General features: G+C 63.2%; 17 protein-coding genes. 8 read left to right on the plus strand and 9 right to left on the minus strand.

What is annotated here, in order from left to right; all coding sequences use genetic code 11:
* Positions 1-33: 33 nt before the first annotated feature.
* Entirely contained in the window at positions 34-1302 is a 1269-nt protein-coding gene (locus OHL11_RS00545) for an MFS transporter (RefSeq protein ID WP_263369520.1), read from the minus strand.
* A gap of 521 nt (positions 1303-1823) precedes the next feature.
* Positions 1824-3812 (minus strand): winged helix-turn-helix domain-containing protein, encoded by a 1989-nt coding sequence (locus OHL11_RS00550; protein ID WP_263369521.1) that lies wholly within the window; start codon positions 3810-3812, stop codon positions 1824-1826.
* 170 nt (positions 3813-3982) lie between these two features.
* Between OHL11_RS00550 and OHL11_RS00555 the strand changes: the two genes are divergently transcribed.
* A complete protein-coding gene (locus OHL11_RS00555; RefSeq protein WP_263369522.1) occupies positions 3983-5245 on the plus strand; it encodes an ABC transporter permease in 1263 nt (420 codons plus the stop codon).
* 143 nt (positions 5246-5388) lie between these two features.
* On the plus strand, positions 5389-6441 hold the full coding sequence (locus tag OHL11_RS00560; RefSeq protein ID WP_263369523.1) for a SurA N-terminal domain-containing protein: 1053 nt from the start codon (positions 5389-5391) through the stop codon (positions 6439-6441).
* A gap of 118 nt (positions 6442-6559) precedes the next feature.
* Here OHL11_RS00560 and OHL11_RS00565 read toward each other — a convergent pair whose 3' ends face one another.
* Complete coding sequence (locus tag OHL11_RS00565) at positions 6560-7804, minus strand: cation:proton antiporter domain-containing protein (RefSeq protein ID WP_263369524.1); 1245 nt, start codon at positions 7802-7804, stop codon at positions 6560-6562.
* Between the two features lie 274 nt (positions 7805-8078).
* Between OHL11_RS00565 and OHL11_RS00570 the strand changes: the two genes are divergently transcribed.
* From OHL11_RS00570 to OHL11_RS00585, 4 genes are all read left to right on the plus strand, one after another.
* On the plus strand, positions 8079-8432 hold the full coding sequence (locus OHL11_RS00570; RefSeq protein ID WP_263369525.1) for a c-type cytochrome: 354 nt from the start codon (positions 8079-8081) through the stop codon (positions 8430-8432).
* A 24-nt stretch (positions 8433-8456) separates the two neighbouring features.
* Positions 8457-8831, plus strand: a complete 375-nt coding sequence (locus OHL11_RS00575) for a hypothetical protein (RefSeq protein ID WP_263369526.1) — start codon at positions 8457-8459, stop codon at positions 8829-8831.
* Positions 8832-8854: 23 nt separating this feature from the next.
* Positions 8855-9781, plus strand: coding sequence for a lipoyl synthase (gene lipA, locus OHL11_RS00580; RefSeq protein WP_263369527.1), 927 nt, complete (start codon positions 8855-8857; stop codon positions 9779-9781).
* Positions 9782-9872: 91 nt separating this feature from the next.
* Entirely contained in the window at positions 9873-10220 is a 348-nt protein-coding gene (locus OHL11_RS00585) for a gamma-glutamylcyclotransferase family protein (RefSeq protein WP_263369528.1), read from the plus strand.
* Here the strand turns inward: OHL11_RS00585 and OHL11_RS00590 are convergent.
* The 4 genes from OHL11_RS00590 to OHL11_RS00605 all read right to left on the minus strand — a co-directional run bounded on the left by OHL11_RS00590 (position 10217) and on the right by OHL11_RS00605 (position 15454).
* Positions 10217-10591, minus strand: a complete 375-nt coding sequence (locus OHL11_RS00590) for an RNA-binding S4 domain-containing protein (RefSeq protein ID WP_263369529.1) — start codon at positions 10589-10591, stop codon at positions 10217-10219. The two genes, OHL11_RS00585 and OHL11_RS00590, sit on opposite strands and share 4 nt — an antisense overlap.
* A 125-nt stretch (positions 10592-10716) precedes the next feature.
* Positions 10717-11613, minus strand: a complete 897-nt coding sequence (locus tag OHL11_RS00595) for an SDR family oxidoreductase (protein ID WP_317890605.1) — start codon at positions 11611-11613, stop codon at positions 10717-10719.
* 105 nt (positions 11614-11718) lie between these two features.
* A complete protein-coding gene (locus OHL11_RS00600; RefSeq protein ID WP_263369530.1) occupies positions 11719-13260 on the minus strand; it encodes a carboxylesterase/lipase family protein in 1542 nt (513 codons plus the stop codon).
* 103 nt (positions 13261-13363) lie between these two features.
* Positions 13364-15454 (minus strand): molybdopterin-containing oxidoreductase family protein, encoded by a 2091-nt coding sequence (locus OHL11_RS00605; protein WP_263369531.1) that lies wholly within the window; start codon positions 15452-15454, stop codon positions 13364-13366.
* Between the two features lie 39 nt (positions 15455-15493).
* Between OHL11_RS00605 and OHL11_RS00610 the strand changes: the two genes are divergently transcribed.
* The gene (locus OHL11_RS00610; protein WP_263369532.1) at positions 15494-15967 is read left to right on the plus strand and encodes a YybH family protein; all 474 of its coding nucleotides are present in this window, start codon (positions 15494-15496) and stop codon (positions 15965-15967) included.
* Complete coding sequence (locus OHL11_RS00615; protein ID WP_263369533.1) at positions 15964-16731, plus strand: ATP-binding cassette domain-containing protein; 768 nt, start codon at positions 15964-15966, stop codon at positions 16729-16731. The genes OHL11_RS00610 and OHL11_RS00615 overlap by 4 nt, the downstream gene beginning before the upstream one ends.
* Before the next feature lie 152 nt (positions 16732-16883).
* Here the strand turns inward: OHL11_RS00615 and OHL11_RS00620 are convergent, their stop codons facing one another.
* Positions 16884-17303 (minus strand): DUF971 domain-containing protein, encoded by a 420-nt coding sequence (locus tag OHL11_RS00620; RefSeq protein WP_263369534.1) that lies wholly within the window; start codon positions 17301-17303, stop codon positions 16884-16886.
* The gene (locus tag OHL11_RS00625; protein ID WP_390234880.1) at positions 17300-18097 is read right to left on the minus strand and encodes a sulfite exporter TauE/SafE family protein; all 798 of its coding nucleotides are present in this window, start codon (positions 18095-18097) and stop codon (positions 17300-17302) included. The genes OHL11_RS00620 and OHL11_RS00625 overlap by 4 nt, the downstream gene beginning before the upstream one ends.
* Positions 18098-18100: the final 3 nt, after the last annotated feature.

The following is an 18100-nucleotide window of genomic DNA, read 5'->3' on the forward strand; positions in this document are numbered from 1 at the left end:
GTGAAACAGCTTCATCCGCATGATGCTTTCCTCTTACTTACCCAGCTCAACCGAGCGCCGTTCGCGCCCCACAAACACCATCAGAATGGCCAGCGCAAAGACCGCCGCCGCCGTCATCGCCATCGAGGTCGCGTAGCTGCGGCCCTTCGTGGCAAACGCCGCCTCAAACACCGTGACCGCGCCCGAAAGCGCCACACCGATCTGGTTGCCCAGCCCGGGCAACGTGCCGCGCACGCTGTCCGGGCTCAGCTCCGCCACATGCGCCGGCACCACTCCCCACGCGCCCTGCACACAGAACTGCATCAGCACCGCGCCCAGCACCAGCAGCGGCAGCGTGTGCGCATGCGACCACAGCGGCACCATCACGATGCCGCCGACCAGCGCGCCAATCATCGCGCGCTTGCGGCCCACGCGGTCCGAAATCCAACCGATCGACAGCCCGCCGAGAATCGCGCCCACCATCGAAATCGCCGAGAGCGCCGCCTTTTGCTTGCCCACGATGCCCCAGTCCTTCTCGAGGAAGGTCGGGTACATGTCCTGCGTGCCGTGCGAGCTCATGTGCATCGCCATCATGAAGAGCGTGAAGTAGACCAGCAGCTTCCAGTGCGAAGCCACCGCACGGCCCAGATCGCCGAAGCTCCCCGAGCGGTTCTGCTGCCACGTCTTCGACTCCTTCACCCGCAGCGCCACAAAGAGCGCCGAGGCCAGCGCCGGGAGGCTGCCCACAAAAAACAGTGGACGCCAGCCATGCGTCTGCGGCAGGAAGAAGTACGCCGCCGCCGCGAGCAGGAAGCCGATGGCATAGCCCTGCTGCAGCAGGCCGCTCAGCACGCCGCGATAGCGCGTCGGCACCTTCTCCATCGCCAGCGAGACGCCGATGCCCCACTGCCCGCCCATCACCACACCGAAGAGCGCGCGGATGACGATGAACTGCGTAAACGTATGCGCGAAGCCGGTCATCATCTCCACCACCGAGAAGAGGCAGAGGTTGATGACCAGCGGCAGCTTGCGGCCATAGCGGTCCGAGATGCCGCCGAAGAGGAACGCGCCAATCGGACGGAGCAGCAGCGTGGCCGACGAGGCCATGATCATGTGCTTCACGTCCTGGTGGAACTCGCGGCCGATCGCCGTGAGCGAAAGCACCACTAAAAAGAAGTCGAAGGCGTCGAGCGTCCAGCCAGAGAGGCCGGCTAGAAAGGCTCCGAACCACGGCTCCGGCTTCACAGCGGTCGTGGCATGAACGTCAGTCGGCAGCGTCGAGGGCGACACAAGAGTAGGTTCGGAAGAAGCGGTCACAGGCACAGGCGTCGATCCTTTTCGTTCTTGCCTGCGGCCGATAAACGGAGCAGCAAGGAAACTGGCGAATCCTAGGAGCGACGCGAAACAACTGTCTCAAAAGAGTTCCGAAGAAAAAATAAATGCTGATTCTAGGTGACTTATGACCATTCGGCCAGTCCTCTCACCCACTTCGCGGCTGTTTCGAGTCGCCGCGAACAGACGCCCAGCATCTCGCCTCACCACGAACAGGCGCCCAAATCTCGCCTCACCACGAACGGGTGCCAAAATCTCGCCACACCACGGACGGGTGCCCCACATCTCGATTTTTGAGATGTGGGTTTGCAGGATGCGTCGGACAGACAGGCATTCCCGCTCTCCCATATCTGCATGAAGCGCAGATGTGGGGCACCCGGCTATCTCGCCGCGCTCAGAATGACCAATGGAGAGAGGAAGAACTCGGAACTCACAACTCGTAGCTCACAACTCAAATCCCAAAACCGGGAGCTGAATCACTGAGAGCTGGCTGCTACCCGGAAACGAACCGCCTACTTCAGCCGACCCGCCAGCGCCGCGAACCCCGGCTCGCCGCGCAGAGCGTCGAGCGTCGGGTCTACCCGCAGGTACACCATCGAGGTCGAGTGGTCGTCGGCAGCTCGCGAAAGCTCCGCCATCGCCTCCGCCTTGCGACCGAGGCCGATCAGCACCAGCGCGCGGCTGATGGGTGGCACATACGAGCCCTCCCCGCGCGTGCGAAGGTCAGCTAACACCTTCTCCGCAGAGGACTTATCGCCCGAAGCCGCCAACGCGTCTCCCAGCAGGCCCTCGACGTAGGGGTCAGGATGAGCGTCCACCGCGAGTGCCTTGCGGAACTCCGCCACAGCCAGCGTTGGGCTGCCGCCGGTCAACTCCACCATGCCCAGCCGTGTGTGCGCGCGGACGAAGTTGGGGTCCATCTCCAGCACCTTGCCGAGCTCCTGCCGGGCAGCGGCGTTGTCGCGCGAAAGGTACTCGATCCAACCCACGTTCGTGCCGATGATCAACGAAAGCGGGTCGAGCTTCTGCGCCAGTCGCACCTCATAGAGCGCCTGCGGAAACCGCCCCATCGCCGCCAGGTCCAGCGCGTACCAGTGGTGCGCCGTCGCGTAGTTCGGGTTCAGCTCCATTGATTTGGCGAACTCGCGCTCTGCCCCGGTCAGGTTCCAGTCTGTGAAGAAGAGGATCATGCCGAGCGACGCGTGCGGCTCGGCAAGTTTGGGGTCAAGCTGGATCGCCGACAGCGCCGCCGACCGGGCGTCCGCGTTGGCCTGCGACCCCGGTTCCACCGAAAAACTCGCTAAAAGCGCGTAAGAGTCCGCCAAACCGCTGTAAGCCGGGGCAAAGTTCGGATCGGCGTCGATCGCCTGGCGAAAGAGTCCGGTCGCGCGGTGCAGGCCGTCGGGGGTGCGGAGGTTCCAGAAGTAGCGCCCCCGCTGATAGAGCTGCCACGCCGGGTTGTTCGCCTGCGCGCGCGCCGTGTCCGGCGTGGGCTCGGCCTTCGGAGGAGCCGTGGTCCCGAGATGATGCAGCTCATGCGCCACCGCCGCGCCAGCCAGCGACTCGGTCTCCGCCAGCGAAGCGCCGCGGAAGCTGTCCTGCCACAACGTCAACCCGTCGCGTGTGCGGATCAACCGCAGCCGCAACCTATATTGAGGGCCATCCGCCGAAACCGTTCCGGCAAGCACAGCATCCACCGACTGCTCGCGCCCGGCGGCGACCGCATCGGGCGCTCCCGGCACGGAGTACCGGAGCACCGCCGAGGTCGGTCGCACGATCAGCTGCCCTTCCAACCGCTGCACCAACGCGTCCGTCACGCCCAGGCGAGCGATCTCATCCGGCCCACGGCCGTCGCTCGACACCGGCAGCACCGCCAGCGATCGCAGCGGCGTACGCGGCGCCAGGAGCCACCAGGCCCCGCCCGCAAGCCCTGCTAAAAGAAACACATAGGTGATCAGCAGAGGCCAGCGCAGCTCTGAGCGCGCGGGAACGACCGCAGCGGGCGGAACCGTTGGCGCTGCCGTCTGTTCAGCCGCAAAGGGGTCATGGGCCACCACTTGCGCGACAACCGGCTCTTCTACGGGAGTCGGAGGGGTCTGCGGTCGGCGCGGCGCGCGCTCTTCCTCGCTCACCTCGGCGACGAAGCGATATCCCTGCCGCGCGACCGTCTGAATCAGCTTCCGCTCCTGCGGGGCCTCGCCGAGGGCGCGACGAAGCGTCGACACCGCCACCGTCAGGTTCGACTCTTCGACGAACGAGCCCTCCCACACCTGCGCCAGCAGCTCTTCCTTCGTCCAAAGCTCGCCGGGCCGGCTGACCAGGCAAACCAGCAGATCAAACGCGCGCCCCGGCAGCGTGACCTGCTGCCCTTCGCGGAGCAGCAGCCGATTCGCCGGGTCCAGCACGAAGCCTGCAAAGACGAAGACACGCCGAGCGCCTGCGTCCGGGGCCGGTTGTGGCCCCCGCGCGTCGCTTCGGTTCGTGTCAGAAATCTCGATCATCGGTGCACCAATCTACCATGCGCCACACAGCGCTGGCAGCAGGCTTGCGGGCGCGAACCACGCGGGTTTCGCGCACATCCGCCGCTGCGCTGCGAGAAACTTTCCGCGACCACAGGCCCTCCTCTCGCATCTATCGGCAAGAGCCTGCGATACTGTTCTCTGCACACGAAATGCCGCCCGTCACCGACACCTTCGAACGTACCCTTGCCAGCGCACGCACCACCGTCGCCTTCCGCGAGACGCTGCGACTTGCGTATGACAGCTTTCTCGCCAGCAAGGTCCGCTTCCTGCTGACGATGCTCGGCATGGTCATCGGCTCGGCCTCGGTCATTCTCGTGGCGACGCTCGGCCTTACCGGTCGGCAGTACGCGCTGAACATGATCGCCTCCATCGGCCCGAACATGGTGGAGATGCAGTACAACGGCGGCACCGTCGCCGGCCCGAACAACGTGGCCACGCCCGACCTGATGACCCGCGAAGATATGACTGCGGTGCTCGATCAGGTGCCGGGCATCACGGCCAGCTCGCCGATGCTTGAGATCCACGATCGCGTCTCGCTCGGCAACGGCCTCGCGCAAGACGCGATGCTGCTCGGCGTCAGCTCTCAGTACAAAGAGGTACGGAACCTCAAGACCATCTCCGGCCGCTTCTTCGACGATCAGGACGAGGCCACGCACGCCAAGGTCGCCGTCATCGTGAAGTCGCTCGCCGAGAAGATGTACGGTTCGTCGAGCGCGGCCATCGGCCACACCATCACCTTCTCGGGCATCCCCTTCACCATCATCGGGGTCTTCAAGGAAAGCATCGAAACCTTCGGCATGAGCGAAGTTTCGGACTCCACCATCCTGATTCCCTACGCCGTCGCGCGCTACTTCACCGGCACCGACACGCTGAAGCAGATCTTCTTCTCCGTGCCGAACGCGTCGGACGTCGAGCCGGCCGCGAACAAGATTCTGAGCGTCATCAAGAAGCGCCATCGCCCCACCTCGGTCTACGTCGCGTTTACGCTGACGCAGGTGCTCACCGTCATGGGCAGCATCGCCACCATGCTGACGATCGTGCTGACGCTCGCCTCGGCGATCACGCTGGTCGTCTCGGGCGTGGGCATCATGAACTCCATGCTGGCGAACGTGCAGTCGCGCATCCGCGAAATCGGCATCCGCAAGGCGCTCGGCGCGACCTCGAACGAAATCCGCCTGCAGTTCCTCACGGAAAGCATCTTCATGTCGCTGGCGGGCGGCGTGGTGGGCACGGTGATCGGCCTCGCGCTTCCGCTGAGCGTCGGCTTGCTCACGGACTACACGATTCCGCAGTCGCCCTGGCCTGCGGTCATCGCTCTCTGCACGAGCATTCTGGTCGGCGTTATCTTCGGCACCCTGCCCGCCGAGCGCGCTGCCCGTCTGGACCCGGTAACCACGCTCAAGTACGAGTAAGCGGCGACAGGGCACAGGAACGATAAGACACCTGTTGGAAGTAAGCGAACTTGATTCCCGGTCGAAAAGCTCCACTCCTGTAGACTGTTTGCAGGCAACGGCGCTCCCAAATCCGCCCAAGCCGCTGGACACTTTTTTCTCCCATGCGCAAATTTCTTCGCACCACCTCGGTCGTCCTCGTTACTTCGCTCGCTCTCTTTGCCGGATGCAAGAAGGGCCCCAGCGACGGTGTTGTCGCTACGGTGAATGGCAAGCCCATCCTGCAGACCGACATGGATAAGATCTACGACGCGCAGCTTGCGTCGAACCCGCAGCAGCAGAACCCCTCCGCCGATCAGGCTGAGTCGCTGAAGCTGAACATTCTGCACGAGCTCATCGTTGAAGAGATCGTCGAGCAGCGCGCGGCGAAGCTGAACCTCACCGCGACGGATGCTGAAGTCGACGCGAAGCTTGCGGAGATGAAGGCCCCTTACACCGAGGAGCAGTTCCAGGCGCGCCTCAAGGCCTCCAACCGTACGCTCGACGACGTGAAGCATGACCTGCGTCGCTCGCTCACCATCGACAAGCTGCTGAACAAGGAGATCAACTCCAAGATCACAGTGACCGACGGCGAGGTTTCGACCTACTATGCCGCGCACAAGGCCGAGTACAACCTGCTCGAGAACCAGTACCACCTCGCACAGATCCAGGTGACCGCACAGGGCGCAGCGCAGAGCGGCAACCTGCAGAACTCGAAGGCCTCGAGCGAAGACGAAGCACGTCGTAAGATTCAGGCGATCAAGACGCGCATCGATGCCGGTGAAGACTTCGGCTCGCTGGCGGTCAACTTCTCCGAGCGCCCCGACACCGCGCCCAACGGCGGCGACATGGGCTTCGTTCCCGAGTCGCAGATGAAGGGCGACCCCGCGACCTACAACGCGATCATGAAGCTGAAGGCCGGCGAGACCACCGAGATCCTCACGATGCTCGATGCGAAGTCGATGAAGCCCGCAGGCTACGCGATCTACAAGCTGATTGCGAAGGAGTCCGCAGGTCAGCGCGAACTCGGAGACCCGCGTGTGCAGCAGGCCATCCGCCAGCAGCTTCACGACTCGCGCTCGCAGCTGCTGAAGAGCGCTTACTTTGAAATGCTCCGCGACCAGTCGAAGGTGCAGAACTTCTACGCCGAGCAGGTCTTCAAGGACACAGCCAAGTAAGCAAGCACCACCCACATCAAGAAGCCCGGCGATCTCCGCCGGGCTTCTTCTATTGGCTGTGCCTGTTGTCTAGCATCCTTGCTACGTGTGGCTCTTCATCGAGAGTGTGCACCAAGCGTTATGCAGGCGCGCCAGCCACAGAGTCCGCCTCGACAGCAGCTTCGCTGCTGCCGTGACGAACGCCGATGTGCAGCAGGTTCAGAAGAGGCGTCGTGCACATCGTGGTGATCAGCGCCATCAGCACCAGCATGGTGAACAGCGTCGGCGAAAACGCGCCTGCGTTGTAGGCGATGTTGAGCACAACCAACTCCACCAGGCCGCGCGTGTTCAGCAGCGCGCCCAGACCCAGCGAGCTGCGCCAGTCCTCGCCGGACCAGCGTGCGGCCAGCACCGCGCCGCCGATCTTGCCGCCGATCGCCGCTGCAAGAATCAGCAACGCCCACGACCAGGTGTTCCACGAGTTCAGCAGATCGAGTCGCGTCTTCAGGCCCGTGATGGCGAAGAACAGCGGCAGCAGCAGCGCGGAAGTGAGCATCTCGATCTTCTCGCGCGTCGCCGTCTGCCACTCCTTCAGGCGCGGGAAGCAGACACCTGCGACGAAAGCACCGAAGAGCGGATGCACGCCGGCCCAGTCCGTCAGCGCAGAAGAGAGCAGCAGGCAGGCAATCGCCAGCACGAAGATTTCATACGTCAGCTCGCGCTTCTTCATGCGCTTCACGATCCAGCCACAGAGCGGCCGCACGATCGCAAACATGAAGACGAGATACGCGATGAGGCTCGCAAACCGCACCCACAGCGGGGTTCCCGTCTGCTTGGTGTTCATCAGTGTCAGCGTGACGGCGAGCAGCATCCACGCCACCACATCGTCGAACGCGGCGCAGAGAATCGCCGTCGTGCCCAGCGGCGTCGTCGTCAGCTTGCGTTCGTCGAGAATGCGCGCCAGCACCGGGAACGCGGTGATGCTCATGGCGATGCCGAGGAAAAGGATGAACGGCCAGCGATGCACCGTCGGCGGCGCAAAGCGCGTCTTCAGCGGATGCGCCAACAATACCGCCGCCAGGAACGGCATCAGGATGCTCGTGAGGCTCGTCGCAAAGGCTACGCCCTTCTGCTGACGAAGATGCTTCGTGTCCAGCTCAAGCCCGACCAGGAAGAGATAGAGCACCAGCCCGATGTTCGAGAGGATCTCCAACGCATGAAGCGAGACTGCGGGGAACAACGCCGCTGCCAGCCCGGGAAATAGATGTCCCAGCACCGACGGTCCCAGCACAATGCCGCCGATGATCTCTCCGATTACGCGTGACTGGCCAAAGCGGTTCGCTAGCTTGCCGAACAACATCGTAACGACCAGGATCACAGCCATTTGCAGAAGGGTGAGAAACAATCAAACCTCGCAATTTATGGTCCATGCCCTTAGGGGCCCAAAACTCCTTTCAAGGATATAGACGTTAGGGCCGCAGAAGTTTTGCGTCGTGTCACGCCATATCGCGCACGCCGCGCCTCACATTCCGCACACGTAATCCCCGATTCCTCCATCGGCGTCTATCGAAGTACTCAATGTCTAAGGGCCGGTTTTCGGACCGGCCCATTTTTCTGTCTGAGTTTCAGCCTTTTCGCGCTGCTACGCTGAATGCAGCATGATTTCTGCACGCATTTTCTCTGCCGCGCTTGGCGCGACGCTGCTCTTCGCTACCACCGGCTGCAAGAGCACCCCGCCGCCCAAGCCCATCGAGCAGCTTACGACCGAAGAAGCCCACGGCTACGCGGTCTTCCAGGCGCACTGCGCGCAATGCCACCGCGATCGCACCGACGGCAAGCTCGTCGGCCCGCCGCTGCTCGGCGTGACGAAGAAGCAGTACCTGCCTTCGGGCGCGCCCGCCAACGACGAACGCATGTCCGCGACGATCCTCCACGGCCGCGGCATGATGCCCGCACAGCCGCTCGACGATCAAGAGCTCGCCGACGTGCTCAAGTACCTGCACACGCTCTAAGCCGCGCTTCTACAATAGAAATCGATGAGTACAGAACAACCGAAACACCAGTTCCATGTCCGCAAAGCCATCCTGCCCGGCATGGCCGCCATCGCGATCTTCCTGCTCTTCTACGCGATGATGATGGGCTTTGCGATCATGCACCGCCACTTCGACTCCTCCGCTTCGAAGGTCGGCCTGCTGATCCTCTGCACGCTCCTGCTCGTCGGCGTACTAGGCCTGTTGCGCATGAAGCGCTGGGGCTGGGCGCTCGTCACCGGCGGCTGCCTCTGCATGTCGCTCAAGGACATCTACCTGACCACGCACACGCACGACCCGCGCTTCATGATCCCCGCGCTGCTGGAGCTCTGCTTCTTCCTCTACCTCATCCGCACCGACGTGCGCGAGCGCACCACGTAGCGAAAGCCGTACAATAAACAACGATGTCGCTGGTTACCTCCGAACTCGTGCAGATCGACCTCTCGCCGCGTAAGCCTACGCCAAAGCCTGAGTGGTTGAAGGCCCGCGCCCCCATGGGCGAGACCTTTCACTCGCTGAAGAAGCTGGCCCGCGAGCTGAATCTGCACACCGTTTGCGAGAGCGCCCACTGCCCCAACATCGGCGAGTGCTGGAACCACAAGACCGCGACCTTCATGATGCTCGGCAACCTCTGCACGCGCCGCTGCGGCTTCTGCGCGGTGCCCAAGGGCCGCCCCGAACCGATCGACCACAGCGAGCCGGAGCGCGTTGCCTACGCCGTCGCTGCTCTCGGCCTGAAGCACGCCGTCATCACCAGTGTGAACCGCGACGATGACAACATCGGCGCTGCGACGGCGTTCGTCAATGTCATCAACGAGATTCGCCGCCAGGCACCCGGTTGCCAGGTGGAAGTGCTCACGCCCGACTTCCAGGGCGTGGACGAAGCGCGCCGCCTCGTCGTCAACGCGCGCCCCGAGATCCTGAACCACAACATCGAGACCGTGCCGCGCCTCTATCGCGTCGCCAAATCCGGCGGCCGCTACGAGAAGTCGCTGAACTTCCTCGATATGGCGAAGAAGGAATCGAGCGAACACCCCGAAGGCCCGATCGTCACCAAGACCGGCATCATCGTCGGCATGGGCGAAGAGATGCACGAGCTGCTTGCGGTCTTCCGCGACCTCGCTGACCGCAAGGTCGACATCCTCACCGTCGGCCAGTATCTGCGCCCCTCGCGCGACCACCTGCCGATGGCGCGCTTCTACACGCCAGACGAGTTCGCATTCCTCAAGCATGAGGCGCTCGGTATGGGCTTCCGCCACGTCGAGTCCGGCCCGCTCGTGCGCTCCAGCTACCATGCACACGAGCAGGCACAGTCCACCGGACTGGCGTAGACTTCACTCCACCTGAGAAATCGTCACTCGGGCACACGCGCGAGGACGCGCTGTCGTTCGCTGCCGCGTGACCGTCGGCGGAAGGCCACCCATGCTTGACCTGATCTTCGTCTACGGCACACTGCACCCCGACCGCGCTCCCGCAGAGATGCGAGACATTGTCGAGCAACTCGTTCCAGCAGGCAGGGCCACGCTACGAGCAAGGATTTACCGCTTCCAACACTACCCCGCGCTCATTCTCGACGCGAAAGCTGAAGCGGTGGAAGGCGCGCTCTTCCGAGTTCCCAACGATGCGCTCTTCGCTGCGCTCGACGAGTACGAAGGCTTCATGCCTGACGCGCATGACAACAGCCTCTTCATTCGTAAGCAGGTCACCGTGCTGCTCACCAGCGGCCAACCCGAACAAGCCTGGGTCTACGAGTACGCGCAGGCGGTCTAGCCACGCCCCCGCAGGCGGCTCAACATGCGACGATCGCGCCCCGTCGGCTTCTCCACCGGAAGCTCCTCGAACTGCGCGAAGGCCTTCTTCTCTGCAGCGAGTTTCAGGCGCGCCTCCTTGCTTTCGTCAAACTCACGATAGAGTGTCTGGGCTACCGACGCCGGACCGCGCACTTCACTCAGCACGAGCACCTCGACCTCGAACAGTCCGCCTTCGGTCGTCACGTTCAACCGATCGCCGACACGCACCTCGCGCGCGGCCTTTGCCAGCGCGCCATTCGAGCGCACGCGGCTCAACTCACAAGCTTTGGCTGCGAGCGCACGCGTTTTGAAAAACCGCGCCGCCCACAGCCATTTGTCGATCCTTGCCATAAATCCAGCTTAGTCCTTCTAGCACTCTGGATATCCGAACTCTGGCTCTCTGTTTTGCCAGTCCAGCCATCGTCACTGACACACTGACATACCGTGACACTGACATCTGGAAGGATCCTCAACTCTCAACCGACTTCCAGCCCACCTGTCGCGCCGTAGACCTCACCGGTCACATAGCTCGACTCCTGCGAAGCGAGCAGCACGTACAGAGGAGACATCTCTACCGGCTGGCCTGCGCGGCCCATCGGCGTCTCCGCACCAAACTCCGGAATCTTCTTCTGTGGCTGCCCGCCGGTCACCTGCAGCGGCGTCCACACCGGGCCGGGAGCCACGCAGTTCACGCGAATCCCATCCGGCGCCACCTGCCGCGCCAGCGCACGCGTGAACGCGAGAATCGCAGCCTTCGTCGGCGCGTAATCCAGCAGTGACGGCGACGGATGCGTCGCCTGAATCGAAGCCGTGGTGATGATCGAACCACCCTTCGGCATCAGCTTCAGCGCTTCCTGCGTCGTCCAGATCAGCGCATAGACATTCGTTTCAAAGGTCTCTTCGATCTGCTTCGTCTTCAGGTCCGCGATCTTCTCCACGGCATGTTGATGGCCCGCGACCGCAGCGTAGATATCGAGTCCACCGAGCTTCTTCGCCGCCTTCTTCACGAGATCGCGCGCAAACTTCTCTTTGCGCAGATCGCCGGGCATCGCATACGCCTTGCGGCCCGCTGCCTTGATGAGCGCGATCACTTCCTTCGCATCCGCCTCTTCGCTGGGCAGATAGTTGATGACCACATCTGCGCCCTCGCGCGCGAACGCAATCGCCACTGCGCGACCGATGCCGCTGTCGCCGCCGGTCACGAGCGCCTTGCGGCCCTTCAGTCGACCGGAGCCGTGATAGCTTTCCTCGCCGTGGTCGGCAAGCGGCTTCAACTTCTTGTCGAGCCCTGGCACGCGCTGCGGCTGCTTCTGAAACTTCGGTGTGGGGTACTGCTTGGTGGGGTCCTGAAGTGTGTACAAATTGCTCGGCACTGCATCCTCCTGCGCGCGATCGCGTCGCGTCTCTCGCAGTGGGATGCGGTGAGGCCGCTGTCGCGCAGCCTCAGGCAGCTAGTCTCTTATGCGCGCGGTCAAAAGTTAGCGTTGCTCGAGCAAGCCGTTCCAGAGCGCGAACTCCGGCGCCAGCGGAGCATTCTCCACGCGACTCTCCGCGTTCAGCAACATCGTCGGACGCGTCTGCAGGTTATAACGCGGCCACGCAGGCAGGCCCGGTGCCGCAGGCTCGTGCCCCAGAATGAAGCTGGCCCACGCCGCATGCATCTGCACGGCCATCGCGCGCGCCGCCTCGTTGCCTTCCTTCGCGCCGCCCAGATGGTTCCACACATAGCCGAGGTCGCTGGCGTGGGGCGTCTCTCCGGCGAAGTGTCCGCTCGCCGGAAAGTCGAAGCGATACACAAACGCTGTTCCGCCAGCCTGCACATGCGCATCGGCAACACGCAGTGATGGAATCCAATACTCCTCCGCCGTCACGCTGCGAATGCGCCGCAGGTCCGCCGGCATGTCCGGGTAGAGCTCGGCATAGCGCTGCTCGATCGGCTTGAAGACGTCCAGCGGCACATTGCCGAGGTTCGCGGACGTGATGGGCTTTTCCGGGTGCGGCCCGAGGAACAGCGCGCTTTCGTCGCGGTTCGTGCCGAGCAACAAGCGCCGTTGCTTCTTAGGTCCCGCTGACGTTCCTGCACGCATCGCCTGCAACGGCCAGCGCTTGAAGAGCGGCGCGGCCAGCTCGGAGCGGAACGGAAAATGCCGCGGATAACTCTTCTCGATGCTGTCCTGCACGTCGATGAGTTGGCGCGCGTCGGCGGTCTTCATCGCGGTGACGGGTGTGCCTGTCTTGTCCGTCCACAGCTTGCCGTAGGCCTGCGCGAACGTCGCGGCATCGGCCGAGGTCCAGGTGCGGTCCGCGCCACCGCTCTCGCTGATCGCCTGAGAGAACAACGACGCAGGCGCATCGCTGCCGAGCAGAAGATCCGTGAGCTTCGCGCCCGCACTCTCTCCGCCCAGCGTAACCCGCGTGGGGTCGCCGCCAAACGCTGCGATGTTCTGCTGTACCCACTCAAGCGCCGCGACTACGTCGCCGAGGCCGTGGTTCGCGCTGCCTTCGTACTCCTTGCCCAGCAGCGAGGACACATCAAGAAAGCCCAGCGCGCCGAGGCGATACGCCACCGTGATGCACACGATGCCCGCCTGCGCGAACTGCTCGCCCTCCCAGATCGGCGCGAACGAGTTGCCGCCCGTAAAGCCGCCACCATGCACCCACACGAACACCGGCGCGGGCTGCTTCGTCTCCGGCGCCCACACGTTCAGGTAGAGGCAGTCTTCGCTCTGCGCGATGCCGCGGTCATACGGTTGCAGAGACGCAGCTCCGAAGCGCGTGGCATCGCGCACACCGCTCCAGGGCTTCATCGGCAACGCTGCACGAAAGCGCGCATCCCCTACCGGCGGCTGCGCAAAAGGCACTCCGCGAAACGCGCGAACGCCGCTCGCCATGCGCTCTCCGCGCAAGCGTCCCAGCGGCGTGGAGACCTCGACGGCGTCCGTCGCCGCAGCCCATCCGGTGCGCGTGAACAGGAGCGAAGCGGCTGCACCTTGCAGCAGAAACTGGCGGCGTGTCGACATCGTTCGAGTCATCCTCATGGTTTCTTGAAGGCATCTTGCGAAGGATCGCTGGCCTCATTTGTTTGTCATCCCCAAAGGGGATCTGCGTTTCCTGACGCCACCACTATACCCGCTGCACTTCCACCAGCGTGGAGTAGAAGGTCGCGCCGCCAGCGATGTCCGTCAACCGCTGACTCGTCAACGCATTCACATTAGCACCCTCGCGCGACAGCTTGTTCCAATCCAGCCGAGCCGCGCAAACACCGCTCTTCACCTGCTCGTCGATCTTCGCGATCAAGCGAATCACACCACGTTCGTTGAAGACGCGCACCTCGTCTCCCTCGCGAATGTTGCGTGCGGTCGCGTCAGTCATGTGCATCTCCAGCACGCCCGCGGTGCGGCGCTCCATCTGCTGATGCCCGCTGAGATTTGCGAAGGTCGTGTTCATGTAGTTGTCCGCTTTGCGCGGCAAAAACTGTAGCGGATACGCCTGCGCCGTCACATGAGACTCCGTGGGCGCAACCCACACCGGCACCGGCAACAACTCCGCTTTGCCGCTCGGCGTCTGCGTAAACCAGGCACGCGTGGACCACGGCAGCGTCTCAGGAAAATGCAGCGGCACCTGCTTCTCTGCTTCAAGCTGCGCGCGTGTGATGCCCTGCATCCACGGATGACGCGTTTCGAGCGCCTCATCGATCAGCGCATCTTCCGCCACCGCAAACCACTCCGGCTCAAAGCCCATGCGTAAGCCAAGCTGGCCGAAGAGCCAGACGTTCGTGCGCGCTTCACCGAGCGGGGCAATCGCCGCATCACTCAACTGCACCAAGCGATGTCCGTACGACCCCATCAGCTCCTTGTGCTCGAGGAACGTCGTCGCCGGCAGCACGATGTCCGCGAAGTCGGTGGAGTCCGTGAAGAACTGCTCATGCACCACGGTGAAAAGATCCTCACGGCCCATGCCGGCCAACACCTTCGTCGAGTCCGGAGCAACCGCTGCGGGGTTGCAGTTGTAAACGACCATCGCCTTCACCGGCGGATCGTTCAGCGTGGTCAACGCATCTCCGAGCTCATTCATGTTGATCATGCGCGCTTCGCGGCCAAGCACGCTGCATTGCATGAGGTCAGGCCGTTGCAGCGCAGCACCATTGAAGCCGAACGCTCCGCTCATCGAAAGCAGCAAGCCACCGCCACGCAGTTTCCACGAGCCTGTAATCACCGGCAGCATCGCTACTGCGCGAGCGGCATGACCACCATTCTCCGCGCGCTGAATGCCGTAGTTCATGCGGATCACTGCAGGCTTGCGGCCTTCGCGACCGGCCTTGCCGTAGGCCTGTGCGAGCGCTTCGATCTCGCTTGCATCGACGCCCACGATTGTCGCCGCGTTCTCTGGAGCGTGCTCGGCCCGCAGCGCGTGGTCGCGCAGTTCGCGCCAACCATGCGCGCACTCGTCGAGATACGCCTCGTCCTGCAGACCCTCGCGAAAGAGCACATGCATCACGCTCAACGCGAGCAGCAGATCGCTTCCTGGCTTCACTGCAAGATGCGTGTCCGCCAGCGCAGCCGTGCGTGTGCGATACGGATCGATGACCACGAGCTTCGCGCCTTCGCGCCGTGCCTGCTCGATGAACGGCCACAGATGAATGTTGTTGCCGTGAATGTTCGCGCCCCACGCAATGATGAGACCAGCGTTCGCAAACTCCTGTGGAGACGTGCCGACGCGCGTGCCGTACACGCGATTCAACGCCTCCGCACCGGCGCTCGCGCAGATCGTGCGATCGAGCTGCGACGCACCGAAGCGATGGAAGAACCGGCGATCCATCGACGCGTATCCGAGCTGGCCGATCGTGCCCGCGTAGCTATACGGCAGCACACTTTCAGGGCCATGCTCTGCTGCGATCGACGTCAGCTTCGCGGTGATCTCGTCGAGAGCTTCGTCCCACGAAATGCGCTCGAAGGCGTTCGCCTCTTCCCCCTTCGGCAGCGGCCCTTTCTTCACACCGCGCTTGCGGCGCATCGGATAGAGCAACCGCTCGGGCGAATACACGCGCTCCAGATAACGCGCCACCTTGCCACACAGAAAGCCTCGCGTCACAGGATGCGCGGGATCGCCCTGCACCTTCGTCGCCCGTCCGGTCAGCTCATCCACCGTCACCAGCACGCCGCACGAATCCGGGCAATCGTGTGTGCAGACAGCGTGAATCTGGCGCGTAGACATACTTCGATTGTAGTCTCGTGAAGTACGAGGAGAGTTCCCATGCATCGCATCCGCACTGCCTGCCTGACCGCATGTCTACTGCTTGCCGGACCCATGCTCGGCGGCTCTTTGCTGCACGCGCAGACCAGCGCCGACGAGCAGGCAATTCGCACGGCGATGCAGCGCTCCGCCGATGACTGGAACCGCGGCGACCTCGACAGCTTCGCCACGGTGTACAAGAACTCTCCCGACACAATCTTCATGGGGTCGACCGTGAGCCGCGGTTATGCCGGCATGTTGAAGACCTACAAAGCGCACTACGCCACCGCCGAAGCGCGCGGCGTGCTCACCTTCTCCAACGTCGAGGTGCATCTGCTCGATGCGAACGTCGCTACGATGATCGGCAACTGCCACATCGAACGCACAAGCGGCAAGAACGACGACTGCCTCTATTCGCTCATCTGGCAGAAGACCGCCGAGGGCTGGAAGATCGTTCTCGACCACTCCACCGCAGCGCCGGGGAAGAAGTCGTGAGCGAAGTGCTGCTGGAGGCGAAAGACCTCACCAAAGAGTACGGCGCGCATCGCGTGGTCGACAGCGTGTCGCTGACGCTGCATCGCGGTGAAACGCTTGGTCTCGTCGGCGAGTCCGGCTCGGGCAAAAGCACCGTTGCGCGCATGATGCTGCGACTGGTGGAGCCGACGAGCGGCAGCGTCACTCTGCATCGCGACGGCCATGCGCTTGATCTGCTGAAGCTCTCCGCGCGTGAGATGCGTGCGCAACGTCGCGACCTCGGCATGGTCTTCCAGGACCCGTACGCCGCGTTGAATCCGCGCATGACGGTGCGGCAGATCCTCTCCGAACCGTTTGCTATTCATGGCGTGAAGCCTGCGGAAAGTCTTGATGCCGCGCTGCAAACGTTGCTGCGCGAAGTGGGGCTCGATGGTTCCGCGCTTGCACGCTATCCGCATGAGTTTTCGGGGGGGCAGCGGCAACGCGTGAACATCGCTCGCGCACTGGCTCTGCGACCCGAAGTGTTGGTGCTCGACGAGCCTGTGAGTGCGCTGGATGTTTCGGTAGGCGCGCAGGTGATTAACCTGCTGTGCGAGTTGCAGCGCACACGCCAACTCACGTGCCTGTTCATCTCTCACTCGATGCCGCTGGTGCGTTACTTCTGCCATCGCGTAGCGGTGATGCAGCGCGGCAAGCTGGTCGAAGAAGGTTCGTGGCAGCAGGTGTGCGAAGCGCCGCAGGAGGCATATACGCAGCAGCTGCTCGCAGCAACGCCAGAGCTCTAGTCCAAGCATCCCCAACCTTTGGGCGCCGCACATCTGCGCCGCATTCGTGCCGATGTGGAGAGTGAGAATCCCGGCGCGCCTTCATCCTGCGAACATACGTCTCAAGATCGAAAACGTGGGGCACCCGGTTCTGTGCGGGCTTATGAAACGGGCTACTGCGGCTTGCGCTGTTCGTCGCAGACGTTGCGCAGATAATCCCACGAGTACAAGCCTGCTTCGTGGCCATCGTTCCAGGTAAAGCGTAGCGCATACTTGCCCACCGGCGTCACCTCGCGCGGACGCGCAGGCGCTTCAAACATCGGCAATACGGCCTTGGGCTTCGGCTTGGCCTCGCCCGGCTCGCGGCCTTCGGCTTCACGCTCTTCATTGCAGGTCGCGCAGGGACAGGCCAGGCGTAACCACGCAAAGCTCCATGAGCTCTTGTGGCCGTCGCGCCACTCAATCTCCATGCCCGTGCCGCCGGTCTTGTCGACGCGCACCTTCGCGGGCTGAATTGCAGCTCCGGTCAGCTTGACGATCGCGGCTTCGCGCGCGGCCTCAGCGGCGCTGACAAACTTAATCTCGTGGCTCATGCAGCGTATTGTCTCCAGAAGAAGTATGCGGCAATCAGGCTGCCGGTCGCCACTACGATGCCGCGCAGCACCTCGCCGTTCACACGTTTGGCGAACTTCGCTCCGCCCCAGCCACCAAACCCCGCAAACACCATCGAGATCAGGCAGTAGTGCCACAGCACAGCGCCGGTGAGGACGAAGGTGACGATCGCGACGAAGTTTGAAGTCGTCGCAGCGACAACCTTCATCGCATTCAGTTCATGCATGTCTTCCATGCCAAAGAGCGCGAGCACGGTCATCACCAGAAAGCCGCCGCCCGCGCCAAAATAGCCGATGTAAAAGCAGATCGGAAGCAGCGCCAACGACAACGGCAGCCAGGGAATCGGCTTGTCGGCATGGTGTTTCGACGCGCGCTTGCGCATCCAGCGCGAGAGCGGTCCGCTCACGCCGAAGACGACTGTGCCGATCAGGATGAGCCACGGAATCAGTCGCAGGAACGTATTCTGCGCCGTGTGCAGCAGCGTCTCCGCGCCGAGGACCGCGCCGACAAGGCAGGTGCCCAGCACCGTGGGCAGCAGGTCTCTGCGAACGTCATTGCGCAGCGTTGCCAGCGAGGTCAACTGCCCCGGCCACAGTGCGACGGTGTTCGTCGCATTCGCCTGCACCGGCAGAACGCCGACGCCGAGCATCGCCGGAAACGAAATGAACGATCCACCGCCGGCCATCGCGTTCATGACGCCCGCAATGGTCGATGCGGCAACCATCCAGATGTAGCGCAGATGCGGAATGTGATGGAAAAACGGCACTTCCACCATTCT

The sequence above is a fragment of the Granulicella cerasi genome (assembly GCF_025685575.1).
In the GTDB taxonomy this organism is placed as follows: Bacteria; Acidobacteriota; Terriglobia; order Terriglobales; family Acidobacteriaceae; genus Granulicella; species Granulicella cerasi.

Bases quoted from the DNA above. Each gene is read 5' to 3' on its own strand.
- OHL11_RS00550 (WP_263369521.1), bottom strand. From the start codon at position 3,812: ATGATCGAGATTTCTGACACGAACCGAAGCGACGCGCGGGGGCCACAA.
- OHL11_RS00555 (WP_263369522.1), top strand. From the start codon at position 3,983: ATGCCGCCCGTCACCGACACCTTCGAACGTACCCTTGCCAGCGCACGC.
- OHL11_RS00560 (WP_263369523.1), top strand. From the start codon at position 5,389: ATGCGCAAATTTCTTCGCACCACCTCGGTCGTCCTCGTTACTTCGCTC.
- OHL11_RS00565 (WP_263369524.1), bottom strand. From the start codon at position 7,804: ATGGCTGTGATCCTGGTCGTTACGATGTTGTTCGGCAAGCTAGCGAAC.
- OHL11_RS00570 (WP_263369525.1), top strand. From the start codon at position 8,079: ATGATTTCTGCACGCATTTTCTCTGCCGCGCTTGGCGCGACGCTGCTC.
- OHL11_RS00575 (WP_263369526.1), top strand. From the start codon at position 8,457: ATGAGTACAGAACAACCGAAACACCAGTTCCATGTCCGCAAAGCCATC.
- lipA (WP_263369527.1), top strand. From the start codon at position 8,855: ATGTCGCTGGTTACCTCCGAACTCGTGCAGATCGACCTCTCGCCGCGT.
- OHL11_RS00585 (WP_263369528.1), top strand. From the start codon at position 9,873: ATGCTTGACCTGATCTTCGTCTACGGCACACTGCACCCCGACCGCGCT.
- OHL11_RS00590 (WP_263369529.1), bottom strand. From the start codon at position 10,591: ATGGCAAGGATCGACAAATGGCTGTGGGCGGCGCGGTTTTTCAAAACG.
- OHL11_RS00600 (WP_263369530.1), bottom strand. From the start codon at position 13,260: ATGTCGACACGCCGCCAGTTTCTGCTGCAAGGTGCAGCCGCTTCGCTC.
- OHL11_RS00605 (WP_263369531.1), bottom strand. From the start codon at position 15,454: ATGTCTACGCGCCAGATTCACGCTGTCTGCACACACGATTGCCCGGAT.
- OHL11_RS00610 (WP_263369532.1), top strand. From the start codon at position 15,494: ATGCATCGCATCCGCACTGCCTGCCTGACCGCATGTCTACTGCTTGCC.
- OHL11_RS00620 (WP_263369534.1), bottom strand. From the start codon at position 17,303: ATGAGCCACGAGATTAAGTTTGTCAGCGCCGCTGAGGCCGCGCGCGAA.
- OHL11_RS00625 (WP_390234880.1), bottom strand. From the start codon at position 18,097: ATGGTGGAAGTGCCGTTTTTCCATCACATTCCGCATCTGCGCTACATC.